This is a genomic window from Streptomyces ambofaciens ATCC 23877 (assembly GCF_001267885.1).
GTDB classification, from domain to species: Bacteria; Actinomycetota; Actinomycetes; order Streptomycetales; family Streptomycetaceae; genus Streptomyces; species Streptomyces ambofaciens.
The window spans coordinates 2,492,871-2,519,286 of the sequence record NZ_CP012382.1 but is presented as its reverse complement, the minus strand read 5'-3'; the positions used below and the strand labels follow the sequence as shown (position 1 = coordinate 2,519,286).

The 26,416-nt window shown below is 73.6% G+C and carries 26 protein-coding genes; 10 read left to right on the top strand and 16 right to left on the bottom strand.

Annotation, left to right across the window (positions count from 1 at the left end):
• Positions 1-355 precede the first annotated feature (355 nt).
• A complete protein-coding gene (locus SAM23877_RS11360) occupies positions 356-1,726 on the bottom strand; it encodes a peptidoglycan-binding protein (protein ID WP_053130076.1) in 1,371 nt (456 codons plus the stop codon).
• 175 nt (positions 1,727-1,901) lie between these two features.
• Positions 1,902-2,402: a GNAT family N-acetyltransferase gene (locus tag SAM23877_RS11355; protein WP_079030143.1), complete on the bottom strand. Its 501-nt coding sequence runs from the start codon at positions 2,400-2,402 to the stop codon at positions 1,902-1,904.
• Between the two features lie 167 nt (positions 2,403-2,569).
• Between SAM23877_RS11355 and SAM23877_RS11350 the strand changes: the two genes are divergently transcribed.
• A complete protein-coding gene (locus SAM23877_RS11350; protein ID WP_053130070.1) occupies positions 2,570-3,238 on the top strand; it encodes a hypothetical protein in 669 nt (222 codons plus the stop codon).
• Between the two features lie 5 nt (positions 3,239-3,243).
• Positions 3,244-3,885 carry a hypothetical protein gene (locus SAM23877_RS11345; RefSeq protein ID WP_053130067.1) on the top strand — a complete coding sequence of 214 codons (642 nt, stop codon included), beginning with the start codon at positions 3,244-3,246 and terminating at the stop codon, positions 3,883-3,885.
• A 10-nt stretch (positions 3,886-3,895) separates the two neighbouring features.
• Here the strand turns inward: SAM23877_RS11345 and SAM23877_RS11340 are convergent, their stop codons facing one another.
• Positions 3,896-4,303: a DnaJ family domain-containing protein gene (locus SAM23877_RS11340; RefSeq protein ID WP_053130062.1), complete on the bottom strand. Its 408-nt coding sequence runs from the start codon at positions 4,301-4,303 to the stop codon at positions 3,896-3,898.
• Between the two features lie 151 nt (positions 4,304-4,454).
• Between SAM23877_RS11340 and SAM23877_RS11335 the strand changes: the two genes are divergently transcribed.
• Positions 4,455-4,847: an FHA domain-containing protein gene (locus tag SAM23877_RS11335; protein ID WP_053130059.1), complete on the top strand. Its 393-nt coding sequence runs from the start codon at positions 4,455-4,457 to the stop codon at positions 4,845-4,847.
• Positions 4,848-4,881: 34 nt separating this feature from the next.
• On the opposite strand, the gene proP is transcribed toward SAM23877_RS11335, so the two are convergent.
• Complete coding sequence (gene proP, locus SAM23877_RS11330; protein WP_053130056.1) at positions 4,882-6,267, bottom strand: glycine betaine/L-proline transporter ProP; 1,386 nt, start codon at positions 6,265-6,267, stop codon at positions 4,882-4,884.
• A gap of 455 nt (positions 6,268-6,722) precedes the next feature.
• Between proP and SAM23877_RS11325 the strand changes: the two genes are divergently transcribed.
• Positions 6,723-8,876, top strand: a complete 2,154-nt coding sequence (locus tag SAM23877_RS11325; RefSeq protein ID WP_053130047.1) for a bifunctional glycosyltransferase 87/phosphatase PAP2 family protein — start codon at positions 6,723-6,725, stop codon at positions 8,874-8,876.
• On the opposite strand, the gene SAM23877_RS11320 is transcribed toward SAM23877_RS11325, so the two are convergent.
• The 3 genes from SAM23877_RS11320 to SAM23877_RS11310 all read right to left on the bottom strand — a co-directional run bounded on the left by SAM23877_RS11320 (position 8,836) and on the right by SAM23877_RS11310 (position 11,576).
• Positions 8,836-10,467 (bottom strand): hypothetical protein, encoded by a 1,632-nt coding sequence (locus SAM23877_RS11320; protein WP_053130044.1) that lies wholly within the window; start codon positions 10,465-10,467, stop codon positions 8,836-8,838. The genes SAM23877_RS11325 and SAM23877_RS11320 overlap by 41 nt on opposite strands.
• 94 nt (positions 10,468-10,561) lie before the next feature.
• Complete coding sequence (locus SAM23877_RS11315; RefSeq protein ID WP_053130040.1) at positions 10,562-10,768, bottom strand: DUF397 domain-containing protein; 207 nt, start codon at positions 10,766-10,768, stop codon at positions 10,562-10,564.
• Positions 10,728-11,576 carry a helix-turn-helix domain-containing protein gene (locus tag SAM23877_RS11310; RefSeq protein WP_053130037.1) on the bottom strand — a complete coding sequence of 283 codons (849 nt, stop codon included), beginning with the start codon at positions 11,574-11,576 and terminating at the stop codon, positions 10,728-10,730. Before SAM23877_RS11310 ends, SAM23877_RS11315 begins: the two co-directional genes overlap by 41 nt.
• 94 nt (positions 11,577-11,670) lie before the next feature.
• Here SAM23877_RS11310 and SAM23877_RS11305 point away from each other — a divergent pair, with 94 nt between their 5' ends.
• Entirely contained in the window at positions 11,671-12,114 is a 444-nt protein-coding gene (locus tag SAM23877_RS11305; RefSeq protein ID WP_079030142.1) for an ATP-binding protein, read from the top strand.
• Between the two features lie 9 nt (positions 12,115-12,123).
• On the opposite strand, the gene SAM23877_RS11300 is transcribed toward SAM23877_RS11305, so the two are convergent.
• Positions 12,124-12,714 carry a cysteine hydrolase family protein gene (locus SAM23877_RS11300; protein WP_053130034.1) on the bottom strand — a complete coding sequence of 197 codons (591 nt, stop codon included), beginning with the start codon at positions 12,712-12,714 and terminating at the stop codon, positions 12,124-12,126.
• A gap of 147 nt (positions 12,715-12,861) precedes the next feature.
• Here SAM23877_RS11300 and SAM23877_RS11295 point away from each other — a divergent pair, with 147 nt between their 5' ends.
• The gene (locus SAM23877_RS11295) at positions 12,862-13,854 is read left to right on the top strand and encodes a GlxA family transcriptional regulator (RefSeq protein WP_053130031.1); all 993 of its coding nucleotides are present in this window, start codon (positions 12,862-12,864) and stop codon (positions 13,852-13,854) included.
• Between the two features lie 181 nt (positions 13,855-14,035).
• On the opposite strand, the gene SAM23877_RS11290 is transcribed toward SAM23877_RS11295, so the two are convergent.
• Positions 14,036-14,710: a lytic polysaccharide monooxygenase auxiliary activity family 9 protein gene (locus SAM23877_RS11290; protein WP_466110417.1), complete on the bottom strand. Its 675-nt coding sequence runs from the start codon at positions 14,708-14,710 to the stop codon at positions 14,036-14,038.
• Between the two features lie 370 nt (positions 14,711-15,080).
• Between SAM23877_RS11290 and SAM23877_RS11285 the strand changes: the two genes are divergently transcribed.
• On the top strand, positions 15,081-15,851 hold the full coding sequence (locus tag SAM23877_RS11285) for a calcium-binding protein (protein WP_053130025.1): 771 nt from the start codon (positions 15,081-15,083) through the stop codon (positions 15,849-15,851).
• Between the two features lie 125 nt (positions 15,852-15,976).
• Here the strand turns inward: SAM23877_RS11285 and SAM23877_RS11280 are convergent, their stop codons facing one another.
• The 6 genes from SAM23877_RS11280 to SAM23877_RS11255 form a co-directional block, all read right to left on the bottom strand.
• Positions 15,977-16,819 carry an ECF transporter S component gene (locus tag SAM23877_RS11280; RefSeq protein WP_053130022.1) on the bottom strand — a complete coding sequence of 281 codons (843 nt, stop codon included), beginning with the start codon at positions 16,817-16,819 and terminating at the stop codon, positions 15,977-15,979.
• The gene (locus SAM23877_RS11275; RefSeq protein WP_053130019.1) at positions 16,816-18,504 is read right to left on the bottom strand and encodes an ABC transporter ATP-binding protein; all 1,689 of its coding nucleotides are present in this window, start codon (positions 18,502-18,504) and stop codon (positions 16,816-16,818) included. Before SAM23877_RS11275 ends, SAM23877_RS11280 begins: the two co-directional genes overlap by 4 nt.
• Positions 18,501-19,811, bottom strand: coding sequence for an energy-coupling factor transporter transmembrane component T (locus SAM23877_RS11270; RefSeq protein WP_244902931.1), 1,311 nt, complete (start codon positions 19,809-19,811; stop codon positions 18,501-18,503). The genes SAM23877_RS11275 and SAM23877_RS11270 overlap by 4 nt, the downstream gene beginning before the upstream one ends.
• Entirely contained in the window at positions 19,798-20,451 is a 654-nt protein-coding gene (locus SAM23877_RS11265; RefSeq protein WP_053130016.1) for an SCO2322 family protein, read from the bottom strand. The genes SAM23877_RS11270 and SAM23877_RS11265 overlap by 14 nt, the downstream gene beginning before the upstream one ends.
• Positions 20,448-21,713, bottom strand: a complete 1,266-nt coding sequence (locus SAM23877_RS11260; protein WP_053130013.1) for an SCO2321 family membrane protein — start codon at positions 21,711-21,713, stop codon at positions 20,448-20,450. The genes SAM23877_RS11265 and SAM23877_RS11260 overlap by 4 nt, the downstream gene beginning before the upstream one ends.
• A 253-nt stretch (positions 21,714-21,966) precedes the next feature.
• A complete protein-coding gene (locus SAM23877_RS11255) occupies positions 21,967-22,647 on the bottom strand; it encodes a TetR family transcriptional regulator (RefSeq protein WP_053130010.1) in 681 nt (226 codons plus the stop codon).
• Between the two features lie 193 nt (positions 22,648-22,840).
• Here SAM23877_RS11255 and SAM23877_RS11250 point away from each other — a divergent pair, with 193 nt between their 5' ends.
• The 3 genes from SAM23877_RS11250 to SAM23877_RS11240 are packed head-to-tail and all read left to right on the top strand — an operon-like array spanning position 22,841 to position 26,033.
• A complete protein-coding gene (locus SAM23877_RS11250) occupies positions 22,841-24,220 on the top strand; it encodes a glycosyltransferase family 4 protein (RefSeq protein ID WP_053130007.1) in 1,380 nt (459 codons plus the stop codon).
• The gene (locus tag SAM23877_RS11245) at positions 24,214-24,948 is read left to right on the top strand and encodes a class I SAM-dependent methyltransferase (protein ID WP_030181520.1); all 735 of its coding nucleotides are present in this window, start codon (positions 24,214-24,216) and stop codon (positions 24,946-24,948) included. Before SAM23877_RS11250 ends, SAM23877_RS11245 begins: the two co-directional genes overlap by 7 nt.
• Complete coding sequence (locus SAM23877_RS11240; protein ID WP_053130004.1) at positions 24,945-26,033, top strand: prenyltransferase/squalene oxidase repeat-containing protein; 1,089 nt, start codon at positions 24,945-24,947, stop codon at positions 26,031-26,033. The genes SAM23877_RS11245 and SAM23877_RS11240 overlap by 4 nt, the downstream gene beginning before the upstream one ends.
• Before the next feature lie 15 nt (positions 26,034-26,048).
• Here the strand turns inward: SAM23877_RS11240 and SAM23877_RS11235 are convergent, their stop codons facing one another.
• Positions 26,049-26,336 (bottom strand): hypothetical protein, encoded by a 288-nt coding sequence (locus SAM23877_RS11235; RefSeq protein ID WP_053130001.1) that lies wholly within the window; start codon positions 26,334-26,336, stop codon positions 26,049-26,051.
• Between the last annotated feature and the right edge of the window lie 80 nt (positions 26,337-26,416).

The following is a 26,416-nucleotide window of genomic DNA, read 5'->3' as shown; positions in this document are numbered from 1 at the left end:
GTGGGTTCTCGTCGTTGGGCGGGGGGCCTGGTGGTTTCCGGAGCCCGGAGCCCGGAGCCCGGAGGCCGGGGGGTTTCGTGGGGTCCCGGGGGTCTCGTGGCGGGCGGTTCTCGCCGGCTGGGGCCCGGGGTTCCGTCCGGGGAGCTCCGGGGCGGCCTGGTTTCGTGCGGGTGGATGTCGGCGGGCCGCGGGCCGGGGATGTGCGCGGGCTGGTGCCGGCGGGTCGGGCGCGGGAGGTTTTCGTGGGGTGGGTGTCGGCGGGTCGGGGGCCGGAGGTTTTCGTGGGGTGGGTGTCGGAGGGGCGGGGCCCGGAGGTTTTGTGCGGGTGGGCGCCGGCGGGTTCCGGCGCCCGCGCTCACGGCTCCCGTGTCTCCGACTCCAGTTGGCGCCGGGTGTCCTGCCCGTAGACGCCGAGCTCGTCGGAGCGGATGCCGCGCGCCCACTGGAAGGTGCGGACCGCGTCCTCGACCCGGTGGTCGTAGGTGCCGTGGATCTCGCCGGTGTAGAGGTACAGCTGGGTCAGGCGCTGCTGGAGCTCGGTGACCTCGGGGCCGCGGTCGCCGCGGTGCAGCGCGGAGCCGCCGTCCCGGTCCCGGTCGTCGTCGTCGGACTCCCGCGTCGGGTCCTCGGCCGGCGCGGTCGTCGTGGTCTGCGTCGGCTCGGCCGACGGGGACGGTGTGGGTGAGGCGCTCGACGCCGACGGGGACGGTGAGGCCGACGGACTCGCGCTGGGGGACGCGGAGGCGGACGGGGACGGCGACGGGGAGGTCGGCCGGGCGGACGTGGGGCTCGGCACGGGTGCCGTGGACGCCGCGTCGGTGGACGGGGCCGGCACGCTCGCGCGGACCTCGTCCGGCGACGCCCCGTCCCGCGAGGGCGTCTCGTAGGAGAACAGTCCGCTCGCGAACCCGGCCGCGCCCACCACGACCACGAGTGCCCCGGCGGCGCTGAGCAGTACGCCCCGACGGCGCCTGCGCGGCGGACGTCCGCCGGAGGTGCCTTCCGCGGCGGGCTCCGGCGGCGCGGCGGGCGACGCCCCCGTCTCGAACAGGCGCAGGTCGTGCGCGCTGGGCGCGTCGGTCGAGGGTGCCAGGGGAGTGGGCAGCACGGAGGTCGCCTCCGTCGCCTCAGTCGGCGCCGAGCCGCCCGAGCCGCCCGAGCCCGCGCCGACGGCGCGCAGCGTCATGGTGGCGTCCTCGTCCGGCGCGTGGGCGGTGGGTGTTCCTGCCGGGGGTGCCGCGGACGGGGGCGTCGCCGTTCCGGGGGAGGAAGCGGTGCCGGGAGCGGGTGACGTGCCGGGTGCGGGCGTCGCGCCGGGGGCGGACGGCGTGCCGGGTGGGGGTGTCGCAGGCTTGGCCATGGCGGCCCGGTCGCTTCCGGAGGCCATGGGCCCGGGTGTTGCGGGCGCCGGTGCCGAGCCGCCGGGCCCGGACATCGGCGCTGCGCCGCCCCCGGGTGCCGGTGCCGCTGCCGCTGCCGAGCCGGGCCCCGGTGCCGGTGGCTCGCCCTGGCCGTCCAGGTCCACGTAGGGCCGTATGCGCAGCGGGTCGAAGTCCTCCGCCGCTGCCGCCTGGGCCGTGCGGGTAGCGCGCAGGGCGTCGGACGCCCGCGTTCCGCAGGCGCAGGAGGGCGTGTTGTCGGCTCTCCTGGGCGTGCCGCACTCCGGGCACGAGTGGCCCGTGGCCTGCTCCCGCGGCTCCTGCGGCGGCTCTTCCTGCTGTTCCACGCGTTCGTCCCTCCCTTCGCGACTCCCCTCGCGAACTCCAAGGATTATGCAGATCTTCTCCACACTTCCGCGCACACGGCCCCCGGAATGCCGGCTTCCCGCAGGACTGAACCGCTCATAACCCCTCACACCGACCAGGACGGGCCGGAGCGGGCGCCCGGCGGGTCACCTCCCGTCAGGCCTCGGGCGGGAGTTGCTTCACGAACCAGTGCTCGGCGTACGGGCCCTCCTTGTACGCCTCGGTCTCCGTGTAGCCGAGCCGCGCGTACAGGGCGCGGGCCTCGACGAGGTCCCCGCGGGTGTCGAGGACCATCCGCGAGGCGCCGAGCGCCCGTGCCGCGTCCTCGGCGGCCCGTACGAGCAGCGCGGCGCCGCCCCGGCCGCGCACGCCCTCGTACAGGAACACCCGGGTCAGCTCGGCGGTGGCGGCGTCCCGCAGCCGTACGCCCGAGGTGCCGGCCGGTTCGCCGCCGTAGCGGGCGACGAGCAACCGCCCCCGCGGCGGCACGAGGTCGGCGCCCGAGTCCGCGGCGATCTCACGTTCCAGCTCGGCGGGATCGGTGGGCCGCCCCTCGTGCAGCAGGTACCAGCGGTCGCTGACCTCCGTGTAGTACGCCCGCCACAGGGCGGCGGCGACGGGGGAGTCGTGGGGTTCGGGGGCGACGGTCCAGGTCATGGCCGGCATTGTCGGGAGGGGACCCGCCCCCGGCGCAAGCGTATTTTCCCACCGATGCGCCGTGGGCGCCTCCCGTGCGCTGTTTGAGGGGGGGACTTGGAGGCAACCCGAACAGCGAACCGGCCCGTTCGGAGAGCCGGTAAGGGCCGAGAACCCGGAAGGCACTCATGTCCACAGGCGTGATCATCGCGTTGATCGTGATCGTGGCCGCCGTGCTCGTCGTCGCGGCCGTACTGGCCCGGCGCGCGCGGGGCCCCCAGCACGGCGGAAGCCTGAAGCGGCGCTTCGGGCCCGAGTACGACCGGGCCGTGGCCCGGCACGACGGCGACACCAAGGCCGCCGAGCGCGAGCTGGCCGAGCGCGTGCAGCGGCACGGCTCGCTGCCCACGAAGTCGCTGGAGCCGGCCGAGCGCGAGCGCTACGAGGCGCGGTGGACCGCGGCCCAGGAGCGCTTCGTCGACTCCCCGCGCGAGGCGGTCGGCGAGGCGGACCGGCTGCTCGCCGAGCTGGCCGGCGCCCGGGGCTTCCCGGACGGCGGGCAGTACGAGGAGCAGCTCGCGGCGCTGTCCGTGCACCACGCCCACCACGTCGACGGTTACCGGCGCGTGCACCGCGTGACGCACGCGCGGGTGGACGGCGCGCAGGACAGCGGCGCAGGCACGGAGGAGATGCGCGAGGCCATGGTCGCGGCCCGCGCGCTCTTCGAGGAGCTGGTGCAGCCCTCCCGCCACGACGGCAGCCGGCACCGCGCCGGAGCCGACGGCGACGGCCGGGCACCGGCCACCCGCGCACAGCACACCTGGTCGTTCAACAAGCGCCAGCCGAAGGAGAGTTGAGCCACATGTCCGATGTGACCCGGCAGCCCGGCGGCATCCCCGTCGAGCGAGACAGGCAGACCCCCGACGCCCGGGGCGAGACGGCCCTGGGCACCACACTGCCGCACGAGGCGGACCCGGCTCCCGGAGCGCGCGCCGACCACGCGGCGGGCACCCGGGGCGAGACCACTCCAGGCCTGCGGACCGACGGCGGCCCGGGGCACACCTCGGACCTGCGGTCCGACAACCCGGGGCACGCCTCGGGGCTGCCCACCGACAATCCGGAGCACGCCTCGGGTCTGCGGTCCGGCAATCCGGAGCACACCTCGGGTCTGCGGTCCGACAACCCGGACCACGCCTCCGCCCCGTCCGCGCACGGTGACGGCGCGCTCCTCCCGCACGACGAGCTGGACAAGCTCGGTCAGCGCCTCCAGCACGCGGTGGCCGGCTTCGTCGACGCGCCGCGCGCCTCCGTGGAGGAGGCCGACCGCGTCCTGGAGGAGATCGCCGCCCGTTTCACCGACGCGGTGACGCACCGCCGCAAGACCCTGCGCACGGCCTGGCACGACACCGGCGCGGACGACCGCGCGACGAGCACCGACACCGAACAACTCCGCCTCGCCCTGCGGGACTACCGCGAGCTGGCGGACCGACTGATGCATCTGTGACGCCCGAGCGTCACCGCTCCGCCCGGCCCTCCCGCCACCGCCGTACGACCTCTTCGACGTCGTAGGGCTTCAGACCCAGCGGGGGGCCGGGCGGCGGCTTGAACATGACGTCGCGGATCTTGACGTTGATCTCCTCGACGATGCGGCGGACCACCCGCTCCGACGGGGCCTTCGCCGCCGCCTCCAGGGCGTCCTCCGCCTCCTTGCGCAGCGCGAGCGTCGGGGGCAGCACGGAGAAGCCCTCGCGGGCCATCTTCCGTTTGACCCACCACAGTTCGTCGTAGGTGCTGTCGACCTCGCTCGGCAGGGGCTTGCCCGCGCCGGGCAGCTGTGCGAACTCGCCGCGCGCGTCCGCGTCCCGGATCTGCTTGTCCACCCAGGACTCGAAGTCGACGCCCGGTGGCTTTCGCTCGGTCATGACCCCATTGTGCCGGACACCGCACCCCGGACCGATTTATCATGCGGCGGCGACAAGCCAACGAGCGACGGCGGCGCGCGGCGGTGTACGGCCACGTACGGCGACGTACGGCGACGGAATCGGACGTCTTGAGGTCTTCGAAGGAGCGCACGTGCTCGAACTCACCATGGCCGCCGTCACCGCGGCGGACGCGGGTGCCACGGCCGGCATGCAGATGGCCGAGGCGCCCAGCGAGCCGGGAGCGGTGCTGCGGGTGGGCCGGGACAGGTCCGTGTGCCGGCTGTCGACGCCGGACGACTGGCTGTTCGTCTCCCGGGTGCACCTGGAGTTCCGGTGCGGACCCGACGGCACGTGGCAGCTGACCTGGTTGCGCGGCTCCCAGCCGGACCCCTCCTCCGAGGTCCGGCTCACCGTCGGCGGGCACGCGCGGCCCGTGGCCTACGGCGACACCGTGGGGCTGCCGAGGGGCGGCAGCGGCGAGATCGTGGTCCAGGACCGCGTGGAGCCGCGCAGCGTCAACGTCGGCTTCTACCACGAGGCGTGAGGGCGGGCCTCCCGTCGGCGGCACCGGCGCGGGGTCACGCGGTCGCGCGCTCCTCGACCGCCGGGGCCGACCCCGGCAGCGGACGGCCGGCCGACTCGGACATGAACCACACCGCCACACCGCCGACCACGGCCGCGGCCATCATGTAGTACGCGGGCACCATCATGTCGCCCGTCGCACCGATCAGCGCCGTCACCACCAGCGGCGTCGTCCCGCCGAACAGCGAGACCGAGACGTTGAAGCCGATCGACAGCGACCCGTACCGCACCCGCGTCGGGAACAGCGCCGGCAGCGCGGACGGCATCGACGCCGTGAAGCAGACCAGCAGCAGGCCCAGCGCCGCCATGCCCAGCCCCACCGCGAGCAGGCTGCCCTCGCGGATCAGCAGCAGCGCCGGGACGGACAGGAGCAGGAACCCCGCGCAGCCCGCCGCGATCACCGGCCGCCGCCCGACCCGGTCGGTCAGCGCGCCGGCGAACGGCTGGACGACCATCATCAGCGCCATCACCGCCAGCACGACCAGCAGCCCGTGCGTCTCGTCGTACTTCAGCTCGCTCGTCAGGTAGCTGGGCATGTACGACAGGAGCATGTAGTCGGTGACGTTGAAGACCAGCACCAGGCCCACGCAGAGCAGCAGCGCCTTCCACTGCCCGGTGACCATCTCGCGCAGCGGCACCTTGGGCCGGGCCGCCTCCGCCTTCTCGACCTCGGCGGCGAAGGCCGGCGTCTCCTCCAGCCGCATCCGCAGATACAGCCCGATGATGCCCATCGGCCCCGCGATCAGGAACGGGATGCGCCAGCCCCAGGACGTCATGTCACCGTCGGACAGCAGCGCCGTCATCAGCGTCACCAGTCCGGCGCCGCCGATGTACCCGGCCAGCGTGCCGAACTCCAGCCAGCTCCCCAGGAACCCGCGCCGCCGGTCCGGCGCGTACTCGGCGATGAAGGTGGACGCGCCCGCGTACTCGCCCCCGGTGGAGAAGCCCTGCACCAGCCGGGCGACCAGCAGCAGCACCGGCGCCCAGACGCCGATCGTCGCGTAGGACGGGATCAGCCCGATGGCGAACGTGCCGGCCGCCATCATGATCATGGTGAGGGCGAGGATCTTCTGCCGTCCCACCCGGTCCCCGAGCGGGCCGAAGACCATGCCGCCGATCGGCCGGACCAGGAACGCCGCCGCGAAGGCACCGAACGTGGAGAGGAGCTGGGCCGTCGGGTTGCCCGACGGGAAGAAGACCTTGCCCAGCGTCACGGCGATGTAGCTGTAGACGCCGAAGTCGAACCACTCCATCGCGTTGCCGAGCGCCGCGGCCTTCACCGCACGCCTGACGAGCGCGGGGTCGGTGACGGTGGGCGCGGCGGGGGGCGCGGAAGCGGGGCTCGTGCGGGACGGGTGAGCGGCGACGGGGGCAGCCGACAAGACTTCGCTCGCCTACCTTTCGACGGGAACAGGGACGCCACGACCCGCACGGCGGCACTGTCGCCGGGCCGGAAGAAGCCCGCGGCACACGGCCACGGGCAGAAAACGACCATAGGCGCTGATGCGCCGCTTACGCCCGGTACGCTGATCGTTGCACAGTGCACCGAAAGGGCGCGCATGCAGGCACGTCCGCCCGTCACGACCTGCCTCCACCCCCTGTGACCTGTGATCCTTCTCGCTCCTTCGAGAGGTGTCCGGGTCCGCTCCGCACCCTCCCTCGTTCGAACGAACGGCCGGAAGGTCGAAGAAAGGCGGGGCGAAAGGCGGACGGCGGTCAGGTTGAGCGGGGGTTGCCTGCGTCTTGCTCCGGGGGCGGTGCGAGCCTCATAGGGTTCGCAGGAACAACACATCGCGTACACGGGCGCGGTGGGAGCGGGGCGGGAGGCCGACGAGGCGTGGCGAATGCGGAGCACAGTGGGCGACCGGCGGAGGCTTTCGGAGCCCCGGCCGTCGATGCGACCAGAGCACGGCTGCGGGCCGCGCGCCTCGGGCTGTGGCTGGTCGCCGCCCTCCTCGTCGTACGACAGCTGGCGGCGGTCCTCAGCACCCCGCGGGGGGAGCGGCTGACGGACCTGGAGACCTGGGTCGGGCCGCAGGGAGTCCTGCACGTCGAGGGCTCGCTGTACGACTCGACGCAGTTCACCGGCACGCCGTTCGTCGGGCTGGTCCTCAAACCGTTCACCCGCGCCGCCGAGCAGGCCCTCGGCTGGGGCTGGACCTTCGGCTCACTGCTGCTGGTGGTGGCCCTGGGCCTGGTCGCCGCCCGCGCCCTGCCCAAGCCGGTGGGCCGCCGCACGGCGCTGCTGGCGGCGCCGGTCGCCGTCAGCCTGCTGATGCTGTCCCTGCCCGTGCGCAACGCGCTGTGGCTCGGCCAGACCAGCATCATCCCGGTCCTGCTCGTCCTGCTGGGCTGCTTCGCCGTACGCGGCGCACACGCCGACCGGGCCGGCGGCGTGCTGATCGGCGTCGCCGCCGCGTTCCAGCCGACCGTGCTCCTCTTCGTCCCCCTGCTGTGGTTCACCGACCGCGGGCGGGCCGCCGTCTCCACCGGCGTCACCTTCCTCGCCTGTACGGCCGTCGCCTGGGCCGCGATGGCCCAGGACTCCTACACCTACTGGGTCCACCACATGGCCGGGGTGGGCCTCGGCGGGGCGGCCGACGACCTCGCCAACCAGTCCCTGCACGGCGCGCTGCTGCGCCTCGGGCTCACCGGCCCCCTGGAGACCGCCCTCTTCCTCCTGCTCGGCGCGGCCGTCGCCGTGCTGGCCCTGCGGCGCGCCGTGCGCTACGCCCGTGACGGTCAGCTGCTGCTCGCCGTCGCCGTCACGGGCTGCGCCGCCGTCGCCGTGTCCCCGGCCACCTGGCAGCACCAGCTCCTGTGGGTGCTGCTCGCGGTGGTGGGCCGGGTCGGCAGGCGCGCCTCCGACCGGTACGTCTGGCCGGTCGCGGTGGTCCTGGTGATGACGCTGCCGGCGAAGATGATGCTGCCGAACATGGCGGCCCTCCACCCGCTGCGCGACAACGTCGTCCTGCTCGCGGCCCTGGCCGCCGCCGTCGCCGTGCCGTTCCTGTCCCGGACGTCGCCGTACTTCGACGCGCCGGTCCCCACGAGCTACGCGCCGCCGGTCCCCACCCGCTTCCGGCACGTCCCGCTGCTGCCGTTCCTGCGCCGGGTCCTCACCCGCCCCAACCTCCTCCTGGAACTCCTCCTCATCCGGGTCACCTACGCCGCCTACTCCAAGGTCCGCCTCGCGGCGACCGGCGGCAGCAACTCGGCGGGCCGGGAGCGGGCCGAGGAGCACGGCCGGCAGATCCTCGACATGGAACGCTTCCTGCACATCGACGTCGAGCACGCCATCAACCACGCCGTGGTGAAGGTCGGCTGGCTGCGGGACTTCTTCGACTTCTACTACACGTCGTTCCACTTCGTCGTCCCGCTGGCCGTCCTCGGCGTCCTGTACTGGCGCCGCCCCGTCGACTACCGCTGGGCCCGCGCGTCGCTCGGCTTCGCCACGCTGCTGGCCCTGGTCGGCTTCTGGCTGTACCCGCTGGCGCCGCCGCGGCTGATGCCGGGCCTCGGCATCATCGACACCGTGCACGGCGTGCAGGACTTCACGAAACCGGACTACGGCACGCTGACCCACCTCACCAACCAGTACGCGGCGATGCCGTCGCTGCACTTCGGCTGGTCGCTGTGGTGCGGGGTGGCGATCGCGGTCATCGCCCCGAAGATGTGGATGAAGGCCCTGGGTCTCCTGCACCCCACCTTCACCGTCGCGGCGATCGTGGCGACCGGCAACCACTGGCTGCTGGACGCGGTGGGCGGGGCGGCCGTGGTCGCCGCTGGTTTCGGCCTGACGTACCTGTTCCAGGGCCCGAGGGCGCGGGTGGTCACGGCGACCGCGGCCGGGGAGCCGACCGCGACCGGGGAGCCCACCGCGTCCGCGCACACTGTGCCCGCCCCCGCTCCGCCGCCGGCCGAGGACACCGCCCCGCCCGCCGGGCGGATCAGCAGCGACCCCCCGGCGAAGGACCGTACCGGGAGCTGAGCCGGTACGCGCCGGGTGCCTCCACGCTCAGGCGGGTGAACTCGCCGTCCCGGGCGAGGCACCCGCCGTCGGCCCGCAGCCACGGCGACCAGGCGACCCGCACGGTCACCGGGCCGGGGCGGTCCACGTGGAGCACCAGGTCGGTGCTGCTCGTCGTCACGACGGTGCCGGGCTCGGAGACGAGCGGTACGGCGTCCCGCACCCGGAACACCCTCCAGTGCGCGTCCTGCCAGACGGGCTCCAGCCAGTCGGGGCGCAGCCCAGGGTCCCGCACGAGGGCCGCCTCGGCCTCGGCGGGGCCGTCCGGCTTGGCGGTCGGCAGCACGACGAAGCCGACCGCCCAGCGGTCCAGCCACTCCCGGTACGTGGTCGCGGAGAAGGTGCCGTCGTAGAAGAGGCGGGCGCGTTCCACGTCCAGCTGCCGGTTCCAGCCGCGGGCCAGATTGACGTGCGGGGCGAGCGCGGCGGCCTCGCGGTGGTCGCGGGCGGGCACCACCTCCACCCGTGTGCGGTCGGCGCCGAGCCCGTCGAGCGCCCGTACGACCCCGTCCGTCTCGGTCGCCCAGGCGGGCACCACCGTGTACTCCCGCAGGTCGTCGTCGGTCTTCTTCACCGTCCACCCCACGGAGAAGACGAGCGCGACGACCAGGAGACCCCGCGCGACCCGCCGCGCCCGGTCCGTGCCGAGCAGCGCCGCGAGCAGCGCGGGAGGCGCGAAGTACTCCGCGAACCGCTCGACGTTCGTGCCGACCGCGGAGGCTATGAAGTACGTCAGGACGGTCCCGGCCGCGTACACGGCCCCGCTCCACCGCGCGACCCGCCAGTCGCGGGGGGCCAGCGCCGCCACGGCGAGACCGAGCACGACCGGCGGCCATATCCGGGAAGCGGGCATCGGCTGCTCCCCGTGGAACGGGAACAGCAGCGTGGTGAGCGCGACGACGGCGGCGGGCGGTATCAGGAGCACCAGGGCGCGCCCCCGGTCCCGTCCGAGCAGGAAGCCCGCCCCGACGACGGCCAGGAACAGCCCGGCCACCGGTGACGCCATGGTGGCCAGGGCCGCGTACCCGGTGGCGAGGACCAGTCGCCGCTCCCGGACCAGCACCAGGCACGCGGCCAGCCCGAAGGCGAGGCCGAGCGCGAAGGTCGTGCGCCCGGAGGCGACGTTGCACCACAGGGCGAGGGAGGCGAGCAGGGCCACCCACACGGGCTTGCGTACGCCGGTCCGTACGACGAGCACGGCCGCCAGCCAGGCGGCGGCCAGCCCGGAGAGGAGGGTGACGGTACGCACGCCGAACACCGCCATCAGATACGGCGAGATCACGCTGTAGTTCGCGGTGTGCACCCCGCCGTACCAGAACAGTCCGTACGGGGAACCGCCGTGCCGCGTGACGAAGTCCGTCCACGCCACCTGCGCGGCGAGGTCGCCCCCGCCGGTGGCGAGGAACGCCCACCACACCGCGTACAGCGGGAGGGTGGGCAGGGTCGCGAGCAGCGGCACGCGGTGCCGGTGCCCGAAGGCACGCAGGGCACCGCGCGGGGGTCTGCCCGTGCGCCCCTCGGGGAGGGCGACGGCGAGTTCGGCAGGGACCACGGTCGGGGAGTCCGTTCGGTTTCATCGGCGGGCACGGCGGGTGCACGTGCGTAGACGAGAAATCGAACAGATTAGTTGATCGGTCCCGGTCAGATCACTCCGGGGTGGAGGCCCACCCGACGAAGGCGGTGAAGGTGGCGGGGCTCAGGGTGAGGACCGGCCCGGCCGGGGTCTTGGAGTCGCGGACGGCGACGGTGGCGTGGTGGGGGAGTGCGGCGACTTCGAGGCAGTTGCCGCCTTGGTCGCCGCTGTAGCTGGACTTACGCCACTGGATCTCCGTCAGAGTCGCGTTGCTCTCCATAGCGTTCCTCCATCAAGCGCCGGATCAGCTCCGCCGATTCCCTGAGGGAGAGCGCGGAGGCCTGGAGATGATCGTATCGGAGCGAGCAGTCCTTGACGGTGTCTGGATTGGCGGTCGGATGCCCGCTTCCGTACCCCTCCGTATAGACGATGGACGGGTCACTCGCGAAGCGGTAGACGTCGAACGAGCCTTGCAGCCCTGCGTGTGCTCCCGCTGAGAAGGGCAGGACTTGGATGTTGATCCGTGGGTTGCTTTCGAAGGCCAATAGGTGACCGAGCTGGGCCCGCATGATCGCTCGGCCTCCCGTTTCCTGGCGCAGAGCGGCTTCGCTGAGCACGGCCCAGAAGAGGGGTGGTTCCTCCTTCTCGAAGATGTTCTGGCGGGCCATCCAGACGGCGGTGCGGTCGTCGAGGTTGCTCTGGTCCAGCGCGCCCAGGACGGCACGCGCGTAGGCCTTGGTCTGCAACAGACCGTGCACCATATGCGTCTCGAACGAGTAGATCTCCGTGGCCCTCGCCTGCAACTCGGCGACCTGTTGGAACCAGGCCGGTTGCTGGCTGCGCATCACCAGTGCCACCAGCCGTGACAGCAACCCGCCCGTACCCAGAGCCGCGTCGACCCTCTCGCTGAACTCCGGCGTCGGCAGCTTCCGGGCCGTCTCGATCTGGCCCACCAGTGAGCCCGTGTAGTTCACGATGTCCCCGAGCTGCCGTTGGGTCAGTCCGGCGGCCTCGCGGTAGCGGCGCAGTTCGAAGCCGTAGTAGTCCAGCGGCGAGGCGCCAGGGTCGAGGACGTTGATGTGGGTCATGCGCAGAGCCCCCTCTCGCACAACTCGGTCCACTCCGGAACCGGTTGTATCCGTTCGGTAGCCCACGGTAGTCATTCGACGTCAGGCTCGTGCCGTGAACGCATACTTTCCCTCGGCCCTCGTGGGCCACCACTGCGCCGACCAGTACCGGATGAGCTTCACGGCCGGCGCGCACTCCGCCCGGCACGCGCGGCGGATCGTCCGCTCCTTCCTCGCCGAGTGGGGCCTCGCCGGCGTGACGGACGCCGTCGAACTCGGCGTGACGGAGCTGCTCGCCAACGTCGTACGCCATGTTCCGGACCGCCGCTGCACGCTGCTGCTACTGCGGCAGACGGGCGGCGTGGTCCGGGTCGAGGTGGCGGACGGCAGCCCTCGGCAGCCCGTACTGGCCGTGCCGGTGCGCGACGACTCGGAGTGCGGCCGGGGGCTGGTGCTGCTGGACGCGGTGGCCGACAAGTGGGGCGTGGGGCCGGGCCCCGAGGGCGGCAAGACCGTGTGGTTCGAGTGCGCGGACCGCGCCGGGACCCCGGCCCCGTAGACGGCCTCGTCAGGCGAGCTCCTCCTGCGACGGGACGACGATCCCGTACAGGTCGGCGATGGTGGCGAGGGCGCTCACGTGCACCTGGCGGGCGTCCACTTCGGTGCCCGCGACCGGCAGCGCGCGGGTGGCGCATGCGTCGGCCACGACGGTGGGCCGGTTGCCGCGCAGGAAGGCGCCCTGGGCGGTGAAGGCGACGCACATGTGCGTCATGAAGCCGGCGAGGACGAGGTCGCCGTGGCCCGCGGCGTCGACGTGCCGGTCCAGGTCGGTGCCGACGAAGGCGTTCGGCGCCTTCTTGACGACGACGGGCTCCCCGTCGAGCGGGGCGACGCTCGGGTGGATCGCGCCGATCTCGGCCCGGACGTCGTACGGGGTGCCCTCGCCGCCGTCGTTGACGACATGGACGACCTTCGCGCCCTCGCGGCGGGCCCGCGCGAGGAGCCGGGCGCCGGCGTCGAGCGCCTCCTGCCAGCCGTCGAGTTCCATCACGCCGGTCGTGTAGGTGTTCTGGTAGTCGATGAGGACCAGGGTCGAGTCCGCGAGCTTCGCGGGGGTGTCGTCGAGGCCGTTGAGCTGTCGCAGCGTGGTTCTGGGCATGGGGGACCGCCTGAAGTCGTGTGTCGGGGTGGGCAGTTCACCGACGTGGTGACCTGCGCTCATGACGCTATGGCCGGTCCGGTGGTGTCGGCAATGTCGTCTAACCTGCAGATACCGACATCGCTGGTGCCGAGTACGGGGGGTCCGGTGCGCACCGTCAGCCGTCTGATCGTCATCGTCCTCTTCGAGGGCGTCGACCTGCTCGACGTCACCGGGCCGCCGGAGGTGTTCTCCCTGGCCCGGCGCGAGACGGACGAGGCGGCGGGCTACGACGTCGTCCTCGCCGCCGAGACCATGGACCCGGTCACCACCGGCGCGGGGGTCCGCGTCCTGCCCGACACCACCTTCGGCGCACTGCGCACCAGGGCCGTCGACACCCTGATCGTGCCCGGCGCCGTCGAGGTGGACGACCGGGGCCGGGTGCACCCGCTCACCGACCCCGGCGTGGTGGAGCGGGTGCGGCAACTCGCCGCCCGCACCCGGCGGGTGACGTCGGTCTGCGTCGGCGCGCACGTCCTGGCGGCGGCCGGGCTGCTCGACGGCAAGCGCGCCACCACCCACTGGTCGACCGCGCGGCAACTCGCCGAGGACCATCCGGCCGTCGAGGTCGACGCCGACCCGATCTTCATCCGCGAGGGCGACGTCTGGACCGGCGCGGGCATCAGCGCCTGCCTCGACCTCTCGCTCGCCCTGGTCGCCGACGACCTGGGCGAGGACGTCGCCCTGCGCGTCGCCCGGCAGCTCGTGATGTACCTGAAGCGGCCGAGCGGGCAGAGCCAGTTCAGTGTCCCCCTGGAGCAGGTCTCCACCACGCGGCGGGTCGAGGAGCTCCGGCACCACATCATGCGCCATCTCGCCGAACCGCTCACCGTCGCGGACCTCGCCGCCCGCGCGCACGTCAGCGACCGCCAGCTCACCCGGATCTTCAAGACCGAACTCGGCACGACCCCGCACGCCTACATCGAGTCGGCCCGCGTCGAGGCGGCCCGCCACCAGCTGGAATCGACCGACGCCACCCTGGAACGGGTCGCCTCCGCCTGCGGCTTCGGCAGCGTCGACACCCTGGTCAGGGCGTTCCGCCGACGCCTGGACACGACCCCGACGGAGTACCGGCGGCGGTTTCGGACCACTCCCGCCTGAACCCGCGTCCCGCCCCGCGTCACGGAACCCCGAGCGCGGGAGGCCCCGTCGGGGCAGGGTGGCCGAGGGGCCCCCTGCCCCGACGGGGCTCGGTCTGCCGGGCGGTCTGCCGGGCGGTCTGCCGGGCGGTCGGGTCACCGACGCCCGGCGTAGGCCCGTGCCGTGCGCGGCGCTCCTCGGCTCAGCCGAAGTTCACGTCGCTGCACCACATGTACGCCTGATCGAGGTGCGAGGCCTGCCAGATCACGAACACCACGTGGTGTCCGGTGTACCCGGAGGTCTGGACGGGGAAGGTGATGTTCTGCGCCGGGGCGTAGCGGCCGGTCTGCGTGATGAAGTCGAGGTTGCCCCAGCCCAGGGTCTGGGTCTTGGGGTCGAAGCCCTGCTTGCTCACGTAGACCTTGAAGTAGTCGGCACCGTGGGACGCCTGGTCGTACAGCTGCACCGAGAAGTTGTTGCCGACGTTGGTGGTCTTCCACTGGCCGGGCTTGTTCAGGCTGGCGTTCCTCGACAGGTTGTTGCTGCAGAGCGTCCCGTCGGGGGTCTTCGCCTGGAACTGGCCGCCGAGGCCGTCGCGCAGGGCGCTCATCCAGTTCCACATGGTGTCGGCGTTGGCCTGGAAGGCCTGCCAGCACATGGGGTCCTGGGTCTGCATGGCCGGGTTCGTGTGGTTGCTGCCCCACGTCTTCCAGCACTGGTACGCGCGGGTGGCGGGGCCGACGATGGTGCCGTGGGCCTGGGCGGGGGTCGACCAGGCCAGCGCGCCGGCGACCACGGCGAACAGCATGACGAGCGCCTGGAGAGGCCGGCGGAGGGCCGACCGCGAACGCCCGGTTAACGGACTCGTTGTGCGCATGTGGGGGGAACTCCTTCCAGAGGCAAGGCTGTAATGGGAGCGCTCCCAAAGTGACGACTCCTCAGTGAAATGTCAATGAAACAGACAAACTTGATCACGGGGGTGGGTCGAGGTCGGGGAATCCGCCCTGGTGCGGGAGCCGCCGCCCTCCCGGAAACGGGCGTCGGCCCCTCCCGCGGCGACTCCGGAACCACTCCTTGCCGTCGAGTCCCACCCATCGCATCCGGAGGGGCAACGGCTTACCATGACGCCGCGTCAGTTCACGGTCCCGTGCATCCGGGCCGGCAGAGGAGACCGCCGTCACGGCCGAGTCCCCGCCAGCACCACGCAAGCCGTTCGGTCAACCGTCACTCCATCGAGATGAGGTTCCATGAACCGAAACCGAACCGCCGTCGGCGCGTTCGTCGTGGCCCTGTGCACCGCCGGCCTCGCCCTCGGCCCGGCGACCGCCGCGAGTGCCGCCGAGGCGAAGTCCCGCGTCGGAGCCGACTGGGAGACCCAGTCGATCGTCTTCACGGCAGCCGCGGGCCACACCAACGACCTCAACGTCTTCTTCATGTACACCAGCGACGGTATCCAGCGGATCGGCTTCCGCGACGTGGTACCGCTCCAACCGGGCGACCACTGCGCGCACTCCTCGCCCGAGGACACCACCGCCGTCGTCTGCGAACTGCCCGCCGACGGCCCCCGTCCCGACCGGATCGACATCCACCTCGGCGACGGCGACGACACGGTCGCCGCCTTCACCCCCGGCGTCGGCACCGTCAGCGGCGGCTCCGGCGACGACGAACTGCACGCCCACACCGCACGCACGGTGCTGGGCGGCGACGGGAACGACATGGTCATGGGGCCCGCCGTGCTGCACGGCGGCGACGGCATGGACCACCTCATGGGTGACGACGAGAACCAGCGGATGTGGGGTGGCGCGGGCGACGACATGATCGAGGGCTACGGCGGCGACGACACCGTGTACGCCGGCTCCGGCGACGACCACGCCATGGGCGGGGACGGCCGCGACATCCTGCTCGGCGGCCCCGGCGCCGACATGCTGCACGGCGAAGGCGGCGACGACCTCGTCGGTGGCGGCCTCGGAAAGGACACCGTCGACGGCGGACCGGGCCGCGACCTCGTCCTCCCGTAGGCGCACCCGGCGCACCGTCCTCCCGTGCGGGCGCCACCCCCTACGAAGGCCCCGCCCCGCGGCGCGACCGGCGTCGCGGGCGCGGGGTTACCGCCGTCGGCGTTCCCGGTCACGCGGGGGGTGGTTCACTTCGTCGGCCGCTCGAAGGCGACCGGCGCCTCGAAGGCCGCCCGGCGGGTGGCCCGGCGCAGCGCCTTGAGGACCGGCGTTCCGAGCGCGAGGGTCAGGACCACCGTCACGGCGGCGCGGCCCCCGTCCCAACCGAGGGACGTGGCCAGGCAGTAGGCGACGAAGCGGGCCAGGTTGTCCGGTACGGAGGCGTCCGGGTCGAAGGCGATGTTCGAGGCGAGCGTGTTCATGAAGGTCCAGCCCGCGAGGTTCATCACCGCGCCGTAGGCGAACGCGGCCAGGAAACCGTACGCGGCGAGCACGAGCAGCTCCGCACGGCCGCGCAGCCGGTCGGGGAAGGGCAGCAGACCCGCCCCCATCGTGAACCAGCCCATCGACAGCATCTGGAACGGCAGCCACGGGCCCACCCCGCCGGTGAGCAGCGCGGACGCGAACATGGTGACCGAGCCGAGGACGAAGCCGAAGCCGGGGCCGAGGACCCGGCCGCTCAGCACCATCAGGAAGAACATCGGTTCCAGACCGGCCGTCCCCGCGCCGATGGGACGCAGCGCCGCGCCCGCCGCCGCCAGCACGCCGAGCATCGCCACGGCCTTGGGTCCGAGACCCGACTCCGAGATCGTCGCCGCGACCACCGCCACCATGAGCACCAGCACGCCCGCGAAGAGCCACGGCGCGTCCTGGGTGTGGGCGTTCACCGAGGCGTCCGGAGGGGCGAGGAAGGGCCAGCCGAAGCCCGCCACCCCCACCGCGCTGACCAGCACGAGGGCGGCGACGGAACGGGGGCCGAGGCGGACGGCGCGGGCCTGGCGGTCGCGGCGGGCGGTGCCGGCGCCGGTCATGCCAGGGCCTCCCGCACCTGTGCGACCGTCAGCCACTTCCGCGGCGCCAGCACCTTGGCGACCTGCGGCGCGAAGGACGGGGAGGCCATCACCACGTCCGCCGCCGGACCGTCGGCGATCACCTCGCCCTCGGCGAGCAGGACCACCCGGTCGGCCAGCTCGGCGGCCAGCTCCACGTCGTGCGTGGCCAGCACGATCGCGTGGCCCTCGCCGGCCAGGCCGCGCAGGATGCCGGCCAGCCGGGCCTTCGCCGCGTAGTCCAGGCCGCGCGTCGGCTCGTCCAGGAGGAGGAGCGGTGGGCGGGCCGTCAGGACGACGGACAGGGCGAGGGTGAGGCGCTGGCCCTCGGAGAGGTCCCTGGGGTGGGTGTCGTCGGTGACGCCGGGAAGCAGCTCCGTCAGCAGGGCGCGGCAGGTGCCCTCGGCCGCCCCCGCGTCCTGGTCGGCGGCCCGGCACTCGGCGGCGACCGTGTCGGCGTACAGCAGGTCGCGCGGCTCCTGCGGGACCAGGCCGACCCGGCGTACGAGGTCCCGGGGGGCCGTGCGGTGCGGTACGGCGTCGCCGGCCCGCACCGCACCCGCGGACGGTTCGACGAGGCCCACGAGCGCGGAGAGGAGGGTGGACTTCCCGGCACCGTTGCGGCCCATGAGGGCGACCGTCTCGCCGGGGGAGACGGTCAGGTCGACGTCGTACAGCGCCTGGATCCGGTCGCGGCGGACGTGGAGGGAGCGGATTTCGGCGGCGTAGGGGGCGGGGGCGGAGGGCGTCCGTGGGGCGGCCCTGCCGCGCCACCCCCGGCGGGGGCGGGGGCGGGGAGCGGGGGGTGCCGGGAGCGCGGCGGCCGGTGGCGTGCGGTGCGGGATCTCGCGGCCGGCCAGCCGCTCCCGCAGCGGGGCCGCGCGGCGCCGGGCGTCCCGGACCGTCAGCGGCAGCGGGGACCAGCCCGCCAGCCTGCCCAGCCCCACCACCGGCGGGTACACCGGGGACACGGCCATCACCTCGGCCGGCGGTCCGAGGAGCGGGGCCGCGCCCGGGGACGGGAGCAGGACGACCTGGTCGGCGTACTGGATGACCCGCTCGAGTCGGTGCTCGGCCATCAGGACCGTCGTACCGAGGTCGTGGACGAGGCGCTGGAGGACGGCCAGGACCTCCTCGGCCGCGGCCGGGTCCAGCGCGGAGGTCGGCTCGTCCAGGACGAGCACCTCGGGGTGCGGGGTGAGGACCGAGCCGATGGCGACGCGCTGCTGCTGGCCGCCGGAGAGCGTGGCGATGGGGCGGGCCCGCAGGTCGGACAGGCCCAGCAGGTCGAGGGTCTCCTCGACGCGGCGGCGCATCACGTCCGGGGCCAGGCCGAGGGACTCCATGCCGTAGGCGAGTTCGTCCTCGACCGTGTCGGTCACGAAGTGGGACAGCGGGTCCTGGCCGACGGAGCCGACCACGTCGGCGAGTTCGCGCGGCTTGTGGGTGCGGGTGTCGCGGCCGGCCACGGTGACCCGGCCGCTCAGCGTGCCGCCGGTGAAGTGCGGCACGAGGCCGCTGACGGCGCCGAGCACGGTGGACTTGCCGACGCCGGACGGACCGGCGAGCAGGACGAGTTCGCCTTCGGGAACCTCGAAGTCGATGCCCCGGACGGTGGGTCCGGCCGCTCCGTCGTACGTCACGGAGACATCCTCGAAGCGGATCACGACGGCTCCTTGACGGGTACGGGGTGGGGGGCGGGAGCGGTGGGGTGCGGGGCGGGAGTTCCGGGACGCAGGGCCGTACCGGCGGGTCGGGGTACGGGGGCGACGGGGTGGGGGGCGGGGGCGACGAACGCCGGGAGCAGGCCGAGGAGGACGGCCGCCGCCGGCCACAGCGGCAGGGCCGGAGCCACCAGCGGGACCACGCCCGGGTGCAGCGCCGCGGGCTCGCGCGCGGCGGCGAGGAACATCAGCGCCGCGACCGCGACGCCGGAGGCGGTGACCAGCCAGGCGCGGGCGCCCCAGCGGTCCGGGCGGTAGCGGGTGCGAACGGTCCGGCGACCGCCGAGCCACAGCCCGGCCAGGGCCGCGGCGACGCCGAGCACGAGCACCGGGACGCCGTACGTGCCGCCCGCGGCGGTCAGCAGCCCGTACGTCCCCGCGCAGACGCCGAGCAGGCCGCCCAGGGTGAGGGCGGCGGTGGTCCGGCGTACGGCGGCGGGGACCTGGGCGGTACGGCCGTAGCCGCGGGCGTCCATCGCGGCGGCGAGGGCGACGGAACGCTCCAGCGCGCCCTCCAGCACCGGCAGTCCGACCTGGAGCAGGCCGCGCACCCCCTTGTCGGGTCGGCCCCGCAGGCGGCGGGCGGCGCGCAGCCGCTGGACGTCGGCGATGAGGTTCGGCGCGAAGGTCAGGGCCACGACGACGGCCACGCCCGTCTCGTACAGGGCGCCGGGCAGGGACTTGAGGAGGCGGGAGGGGTTGGCCAGGGCGTTCGCGGCGCCCACGCACACGAGGAGGGCGGCCAGCTTCATCGCGTCGTACAGCGCGAAGGCGAGGCCCTCGGCGGTGACCCGGCCGCCGAGCCGGATGCCCTGCGCCCAGTCCGGGAGGGGGACTTCGGGAAGGGTGAAGAGGGTGTGCGTGCCGGGGATCGGGGAGCCCAGGACGGTGGTGAACAGCAGGCGGATGACCAGGACGGCCAGGGCGAGCTTGACGAAGGCGCCGTAGGAGCGGGACCAGGGGGCGTGCGGCCGGCGGGTGATGACCACGTAGGCGGAGACGGTGACGAGGAGGGCGAGGAGAAGCGGGTTGGTGGTGCGGGTGGCGGCGGTGCCCAGAGCCAGCGCCCAGAGCCACCAGGCGCCGGGGTGCAGGCTCTCGGGGCGGTGGCGGGGGGCGGGGACGCTCGTCCGGGCCGCCGGAGGGTCCCCGGCGGGTGCGTACCCGGCCTCCGCCCGGGTCGCGGCGGTACGACCGCCCGCGGCCAGGACGCGCGCCGGGGTGCCGGGGGCAGGGTCAGTCGGTGGCATTCCGGCGCCGCCTCGCCTGCCAGGTCGCCGCTCCGGCGAGGACCGCCACCAGGGCGATGCCCGCGTAGAGGCCGACCGAGGGGCCGTCGTCGTCCTGAGTGCCCTTCGCCTCCGTCTTCGCCGTCGCCGCCGGCTGCTCCTTCCCCGACACCTGGTCGCCGCAACCCGCCTTCGGGTACCCCGTGATGGCGCACAGCAGGGCGTTGGTGTCGTAGCGCAGCGGACCGGCGACGGCGGCCAGGGCGTCGGCCGTCGTCGCGTCGGGGGAGACCCGGGCGCAGGCCGTGCGCGGGGCCGGCGGATTCTCGCCGGACGGGGCGTCGGACGCGGTGCCGAAGTCGAGGACGAGGGCGACGCGCTTGCTGCCGTCCTCGGCCGGTGTCCTCGCGCAGATCGACGCGAAGTCGGCGGTGCCGCGCGGCTGTGCCGCGTCGTCCGAGTTCTCGCTCACCGAGAAGCGGAAGCCCTGGACGTCGCCGTCGGAGGGGCGGGTGAGGGACGGTCCCTGGGTGGCGTAGGTCCAGCTCCCGCCGTCGCGGTCCCAGAAGGACCAGTAGCGGTAGCCGGCGGCCTGCGCCTGGCCCGCGCCCCCGATCAGCAGGAACGCGGCCAGGAAGAGGAGGACGACGCGGCGGGTCACGGCTGGCGCTTCTTGTTGCGGCCGCTCAGCAGGAAGCCGACGCCGATGCCGAAGACCAGGCAGACGCCGACGAACCACCAGACGCCGAAGCCGGAGTCGTCCTTCTCGTCGTTCTCCTTCGCGCCGTCCTCGTCGCCGGTGGTGGCGCTGTCGCTCACCTTGCCGCCCTGCGGGCCCGGACCCGTCGCGTTCAGCGCCGCCACCAGGTCGGTGCCGCCGAAGGCGCGCGGGTCGGTACCGGTGGCGTGGGCGGCGAAGATCAGCTGGGCGTAGGCGGCCGGGCCGCTCTGCGCGGCCCACGTCGCGGCGTTCTTCTCCAGCCACGCCAGCGGCTTCGCCGCCTTGTCGGCACCGCCCTGCGCGGCGAGTGCGACGACCGCGTCGGCGGTGTTGCCGTAGTCGGGCTGGTCGGCGGAGCCGCCGAGGGCGGACGTCAGGTGACCCTTCTCGGCGACGACCGCGGCGAGGTGGGCGGCGCCGTTCGCGGCGGCCTGCTCACGGGTGGGCTTCTTCGCGTCGGCGCAGGTGGCGGCGGCGGACTCCGTACCGGCCTCGGTGACCAGGCCCTTGCCGAGCGCGCCGAGGACTCCGGCGGCCGTCGCGTCCGCGTTGGCGAGCAGCTTGCCGTCCTTGTCGGGCTGGAAGGCGAAGGCGCCGGCGCCCTCGTCCTCGGCACAGGGCAGGGCGAACGTCAGCAGGGCGTCGTACGGGGACTTGCCGTCCTTCACGACCTTTTCGGGGTCGGTCTCCGTGGCGGACAGGGCGCCGATCACGACGGAGGTCGAGTTGGCGTCGCTGGGACCGCCGGGGGTGTAGCCCCAGCCACCGTCCTCGTTCTGCACGGACTTCAGCCACTTGAGGGCGGAGTCGACGACGTCACCGCGTCCGACGGCCCACAGCGCCTGGACGGCGGCGGCCGTGCTGTTGGTGTCGACCATGGTCTTGGCGTCGCAGGCCTTGGCGGGGTCGGCGCGGAAGGGGGCGAAGGCGCCGCTGTCGCACTGCTGCCCGGTGAGCCAGTCCACGGCCTTCGGCGACGGGACCACGCCCACGGTGTCCTGCGCGAGCAGTGCGAGGGACTGGCGCCAGACCCCGTCGTACTGGGGGTCGGCGGTGCCGTACAGGCCGGTGGACCCGGACTTGGCCGGGGCGGACGCGGACGGGGAGGACGACGGATCGGCGGCGACCGCGGGCGCGGCGGCGGCGCCGATCACGGCTATGGCGGCCAGGGCCGCGGCGCTGCTGCGACGGCGGACGTTCATGATCGGCGGGTGCCTTTCCCTGCGCGGGGCCGGGCAGCACGGGCACCCCCGGGCGGCTCGGCCCCGTATGCCTCGACGGTGCCCGTGCGCCGGCGGGTGCCGGGCACGTGAGCCGGTCACGTCCGCCCGGGGCAGTCCGGCTCACCGGCCGCGAAAGCCCTCACGGGGGTGCGGCGTACGGCTCACGGTTGCGGGTCAGCGCCGGAATTGCACCGGCTTCCCCCCGTACGGGTGTGATGACGACGCGGCCACTTTACCCGGAGCCGACAGGGCCGGGCCGGGGCGCCCGCCCGTCCGCCCCGGTGCCCGTCAGGTCGATCAGCCGGCACACCGTCTCGATGTCCACGCCCACCTGGGCGAGCGACGCCCGGCCGGAGAGCCAGGCGATCAGGGTCGAGTGCCAGGTGTGCTCGACGACGCGGACCGCGGAGAGCTGCTCGGCGGTGGGGTTCTCCAGGCCGCCCATCGCGTCCAGGATGATCGCCGTGGTCTGCCGGGAGACCTGGTCGACCTCCGGGGAGACGCTGCGGTCGGCGAAGGTCAGGGCGCGGGCCATCGCCTCGGCCAGCCGGGGTTCGCGCTGCAGGGCGGCGAAGGCCCGCATCAGGGTCTGCGCCACCCGGTCGGCGGCCGTCGCCCCGGCCGGCGGGCTCTTGCGCAGGGTGCCGTGCAACTGCTCCAGCTGGTCGTGCATGGTCGCGACCAGCAGATGGACCTTGGACGGGAAGTAGCGGTAGAGCGTGCCGAGGGCGACCTGCGAGGACTCCGCGACCTCGCGCATCTGCACCGCCTCGAAACCGCCCCGGCAGGCCAGCCGGGCGGTCGCGTGCAGGATGCGGCGGCGGCGGGCCAGCTGCCGCTCGGTGAGGGGCGGGGCGGCGGATCGGCGCGGCGGAACGGAGGCTTCCGCTTCCGGGTTGTCCACCTTGGTCACCTTCTCCCCCTCGTCCGGCCCGCCGGGTGCCGCACGGGGCGCCCGGCCGTGGCGTGAATCACCTGATCCACTCGTCACAGCACACCTACCTGCCGGTAGATTCGGAGCCTCTGAACGATCAAGTCTGAAACTTGTTCTAGATTAACGTCCCGGCATAGTGTCGCGGGACAATGCAGTGAGAAGGGGGCCCGGAGTGACCGCTGAGGCCAGTCGGACGGGTGCCCGTCCCGAGCCCGCCGCCGACGGCATGCGACCGCTCCGCATCGCGCTCCTCACCTACAAGGGGAACCCGTTCTGCGGCGGCCAGGGCGTCTACGTCCGCCACCTCTCGCGCGAACTGGCCCGCCTCGGCCACCGGGTGGAGGTCATCGGCGCCCAGCCCTACCCCGTGCTGGACGAGGGTCTCGCGGACCGGCTGTCCCTCACCGAGCTGCCCAGCCTCGACCTCTACCGCCAGCCCGACCCCTTCCGCACCCCGAAGCGCGACGAGTACCGCGACTGGGTCGACGCGCTGGAGGTCGGCACGATGTGGACCGGCGGTTTCCCCGAGCCGCTGACCTTCTCGCTGCGCGCCCGCCGCCATCTGCGCGCCCGCCGCGGTGACTTCGACGTCGTCCACGACAACCAGACCCTCGGCTACGGGCTGCTGGGTGACGTGGGCGCCCCCCTCGTCACCACGATCCACCACCCCATCACCGTCGACCGGCAGCTGGAACTCGACGCCGCGGACGGCTGGAAGCGCCGGTGCTCCGTGCGCCGCTGGTACGCCTTCACCCGCATGCAGAAGCGCGTCGCGCGCCGCCTGCCCTCGGTGCTCACCGTCTCCGGCACCTCCCGCAGCGAGATCATCGACCACCTCGGCGTACGGGACGACCGCATCCACGTCGTCCACATCGGCGCCGACACCGACCTGTTCTCGCCGGATCCGTCGGTGCCCGTCGTGCCGGGCCGGATCGTGACGACGTCCAGCGCGGACGTGCCGCTCAAGGGCCTGGTCTTCCTCGTCGAGGCGCTGGCGAAGACGCGTACCGAGCACCCCCGCGCGCACCTCGTCGTCGTCGGCAAGCGGCCCGCCGAAGGGCCCGTCGCGCAGGCGATCGAGCGGTACGGCCTCGAAGGCGCCGTCGAGTTCGTCAAGGGCATCTCGGACGCCGAACTGGTCGACCTCGTGCGCTCGGCCGAGGTCGCGTGCGTGCCGTCGCTGTACGAGGGGTTCTCGCTGCCGGCCGCCGAGGCCATGGCGACGGGCACGGCGCTGCTCGCCACCACCGGCGGGGCCGTCCCGGAGGTCGCCGGACCCGACGGGGAGACCTGCCTCGCGGTGCCGCCCGGCGACGCGGGCGCCCTGGCCGCCGGGTTGAACCGGCTGCTCGGCGACCGCGAACTGCGGGTCCGGCTCGGCGCGGCCGGCCGCGAGCGCGTGCTGCGGCACTTCACCTGGGCCCGCGCCGCCGAGGGCACGGCCGCCCGCTACCGCGAGGCCGTCGGCCCCTCCGCGACCACCCCGGGGCCCGTCCCCGCGGCCCCCACCAGTGACACCGGCGTCTACCCCGAAAGCAGGGCCACGTGCTGACCGTCGACTTCTCCCGGTTCCCGCTCGCCCCGGGCGACCGCGTGCTGGACCTCGGCTGCGGGGCCGGCCGGCACGCGTTCGAGTGCTACCGGCGCGGCGCCCGGGTCGTCGCGCTGGACCGGAACGCCGAGGAGATCCGCGAGGTCGCCAAGTGGTTCGCGGCGATGGAGGAGGCCGGTGAGGCCCCGGCCGGCGCCACCGCCACCGCGATGGAGGGCGACGCGCTGGCCCTGCCCTTCCCGGACGAGTCCTTCGACGTCGTCATCATCTCCGAGGTGATGGAGCACATCCCCGACGACAAGGGCGTCCTCGCCGAGATGGTCCGCGTCCTGAAGCCGGGGGGGCGCATCGCGATCACGGTGCCCCGCTACGGCCCCGAGAAGGTGTGCTGGACCCTGTCCGACGCCTACCACGAGGTCGAGGGCGGCCACATCCGCATCTACCGGGCGGACCAGCTCCTCGCCCGTATCCGCGAGGCGGGCCTGAAGCCCTACGGCACCCATCACGCGCACGCGCTGCACTCGCCGTACTGGTGGCTGAAGTGCGCGTTCGGCGTCGACAACGACAAGGCGCTGCCGGTGCGGGCGTACCACAAGCTGCTGGTCTGGGACATCATGAAGAAGCCGCTGGCGACGCGGGTCGCCGAGCAGGCGCTGAACCCGCTGATCGGCAAGAGCTTCGTGGCGTACGCGACCAAGCCGCACCTGCCGCCGGTGGACGCCGCGTGACCTCGCCCCGGAGCCCTCGCACCCCCCGCACCGAACACCTGGTCCTGCCCGGCGTCCTCACCGACGCCGAAGCCGCCGCGACCGTCCGCGGCATCCTCGCCGCACAGCGCGAGGACGGGGCGATCCCGTGGTTCCGCGGACACCACCTCGACCCGTGGGACCACGTCGAGGCCGCGATGGCACTGGACGCGGCCGGCGAGCACGAGGCCGCCGAGCGGGCGTACGAGTGGCTGGCCCGGCACCAGAACCCGGACGGCTCCTGGTACGCGGCCTACGCCGACGGCGACTTCGGCGAGGTCACCGACCGCGGCCGGGAGACCAACTTCGTCGCCTACGTCGCGGTCGGCGTCTGGCACCACCACCTCGCCACCGGCGACGACCCGTTCCTGGACCGGATGTGGCCCGTCGTCCACGCCGCGGTCGAGTTCGTACTGGGCCTCCAGCAGCCGGGCGGACAGATCGGCTGGCGGCGCGACGACGACGGCACGGACACCACCGACGCGCTGCTGACCGGCAGTTCCTCCATCCACCACGCGCTGCGCTGCGCGCTGGCCATCGCCGAGCAGCGCGAAGAGCCGCAGCCCGACTGGGAGCTGGCGGCGGGCGCGCTGCGGCACGCCATCCGCCGCCACCCGGAGCGGTTCCTGGACAAGGGCCGCTACTCGATGGACTGGTACTACCCGGTACTGGGCGGCGCGCTGACCGGCACGGAGGCCAGGTCCCGCATCGCGGAGAGCTGGGACCGGTTCGTGGTCCCGGACCTCGGGGTGCGCTGCGTCGTCCCCAACCCGTGGGTCACGGGAGGCGAGTCGGCCGAACTCGCGCTCGCCCTGTGGGCGGTGGGCGAGTCCGACCACGCCCTGGAGATCCTCCAGTCCATCCAGCACCTGCGGGACGCGGACAGCGGCCTGTACTGGACGGGCTACGTCTTCGAGGACGACGCCGTCTGGCCGCGGGAACTGACCACGTGGACGGCCGGCTCCGTGCTCCTCGCCGTGGCCGCGCTCGGCGGACACGAGGCGACCTGCCAGGTCTTCTCCGGCGACCGCCTGCCCCGAGGCCTCGACCCGGACTGCTGCGTCTGAGCGGTGAGCGGGCGGTCAGCGATGGCCGACGCGGCCGGCGATGGCGTGGCCGACGAAGAGGTAGACCACGGCGGCCAGACCGTAGCCGGCGACGACACGCGCCCACGCCTCGTCGAAGGTGAACAGGTCGCGGGACCAGCCGGCGAGCCAGTTGGCCGCGTCATGGACGAACTGCACCAGGTCGTTGCCCCGGTTGGCGTCCAACAGGTACATCAGTATCCACAGGCCGAGGATGAGGGCCATGATGTCCGCGACGACCGCGATGGCCCTGCCCGCGGAGCTGGATCCGTGGTATCTAGACATGCCTTGCGTATGGCCCCGGAAGCCCGACGGAAACCTGTGCGAACGGCCCCCCTTCCGGAACCGGGTCCGGACGGGGGGCC

Coding starts and splice junctions, on each gene's coding strand:
- SAM23877_RS11345 (WP_053130067.1), top strand. CDS start 3,244: ATGTCCGATGTGACCCGGCAGCCCGGCGGCATCCCCGTCGAGCGAGAC.
- SAM23877_RS11350 (WP_053130070.1), top strand. CDS start 2,570: ATGTCCACAGGCGTGATCATCGCGTTGATCGTGATCGTGGCCGCCGTG.
- SAM23877_RS11280 (WP_053130022.1), bottom strand. CDS start 16,819: ATGACCGGCGCCGGCACCGCCCGCCGCGACCGCCAGGCCCGCGCCGTC.
- SAM23877_RS11300 (WP_053130034.1), bottom strand. CDS start 12,714: ATGCCCAGAACCACGCTGCGACAGCTCAACGGCCTCGACGACACCCCC.
- SAM23877_RS11285 (WP_053130025.1), top strand. CDS start 15,081: ATGAACCGAAACCGAACCGCCGTCGGCGCGTTCGTCGTGGCCCTGTGC.
- SAM23877_RS11340 (WP_053130062.1), bottom strand. CDS start 4,303: ATGACCGAGCGAAAGCCACCGGGCGTCGACTTCGAGTCCTGGGTGGAC.
- SAM23877_RS11355 (WP_079030143.1), bottom strand. CDS start 2,402: ATGACCTGGACCGTCGCCCCCGAACCCCACGACTCCCCCGTCGCCGCC.
- SAM23877_RS11270 (WP_244902931.1), bottom strand. CDS start 19,811: ATGCCACCGACTGACCCTGCCCCCGGCACCCCGGCGCGCGTCCTGGCC.
- SAM23877_RS11315 (WP_053130040.1), bottom strand. CDS start 10,768: ATGGAGAGCAACGCGACTCTGACGGAGATCCAGTGGCGTAAGTCCAGC.
- SAM23877_RS11260 (WP_053130013.1), bottom strand. CDS start 21,713: ATGAACGTCCGCCGTCGCAGCAGCGCCGCGGCCCTGGCCGCCATAGCC.
- SAM23877_RS11310 (WP_053130037.1), bottom strand. CDS start 11,576: ATGACCCACATCAACGTCCTCGACCCTGGCGCCTCGCCGCTGGACTAC.
- SAM23877_RS11290 (WP_466110417.1), bottom strand. CDS start 14,710: ATGCGCACAACGAGTCCGTTAACCGGGCGTTCGCGGTCGGCCCTCCGC.
- SAM23877_RS11235 (WP_053130001.1), bottom strand. CDS start 26,336: ATGTCTAGATACCACGGATCCAGCTCCGCGGGCAGGGCCATCGCGGTC.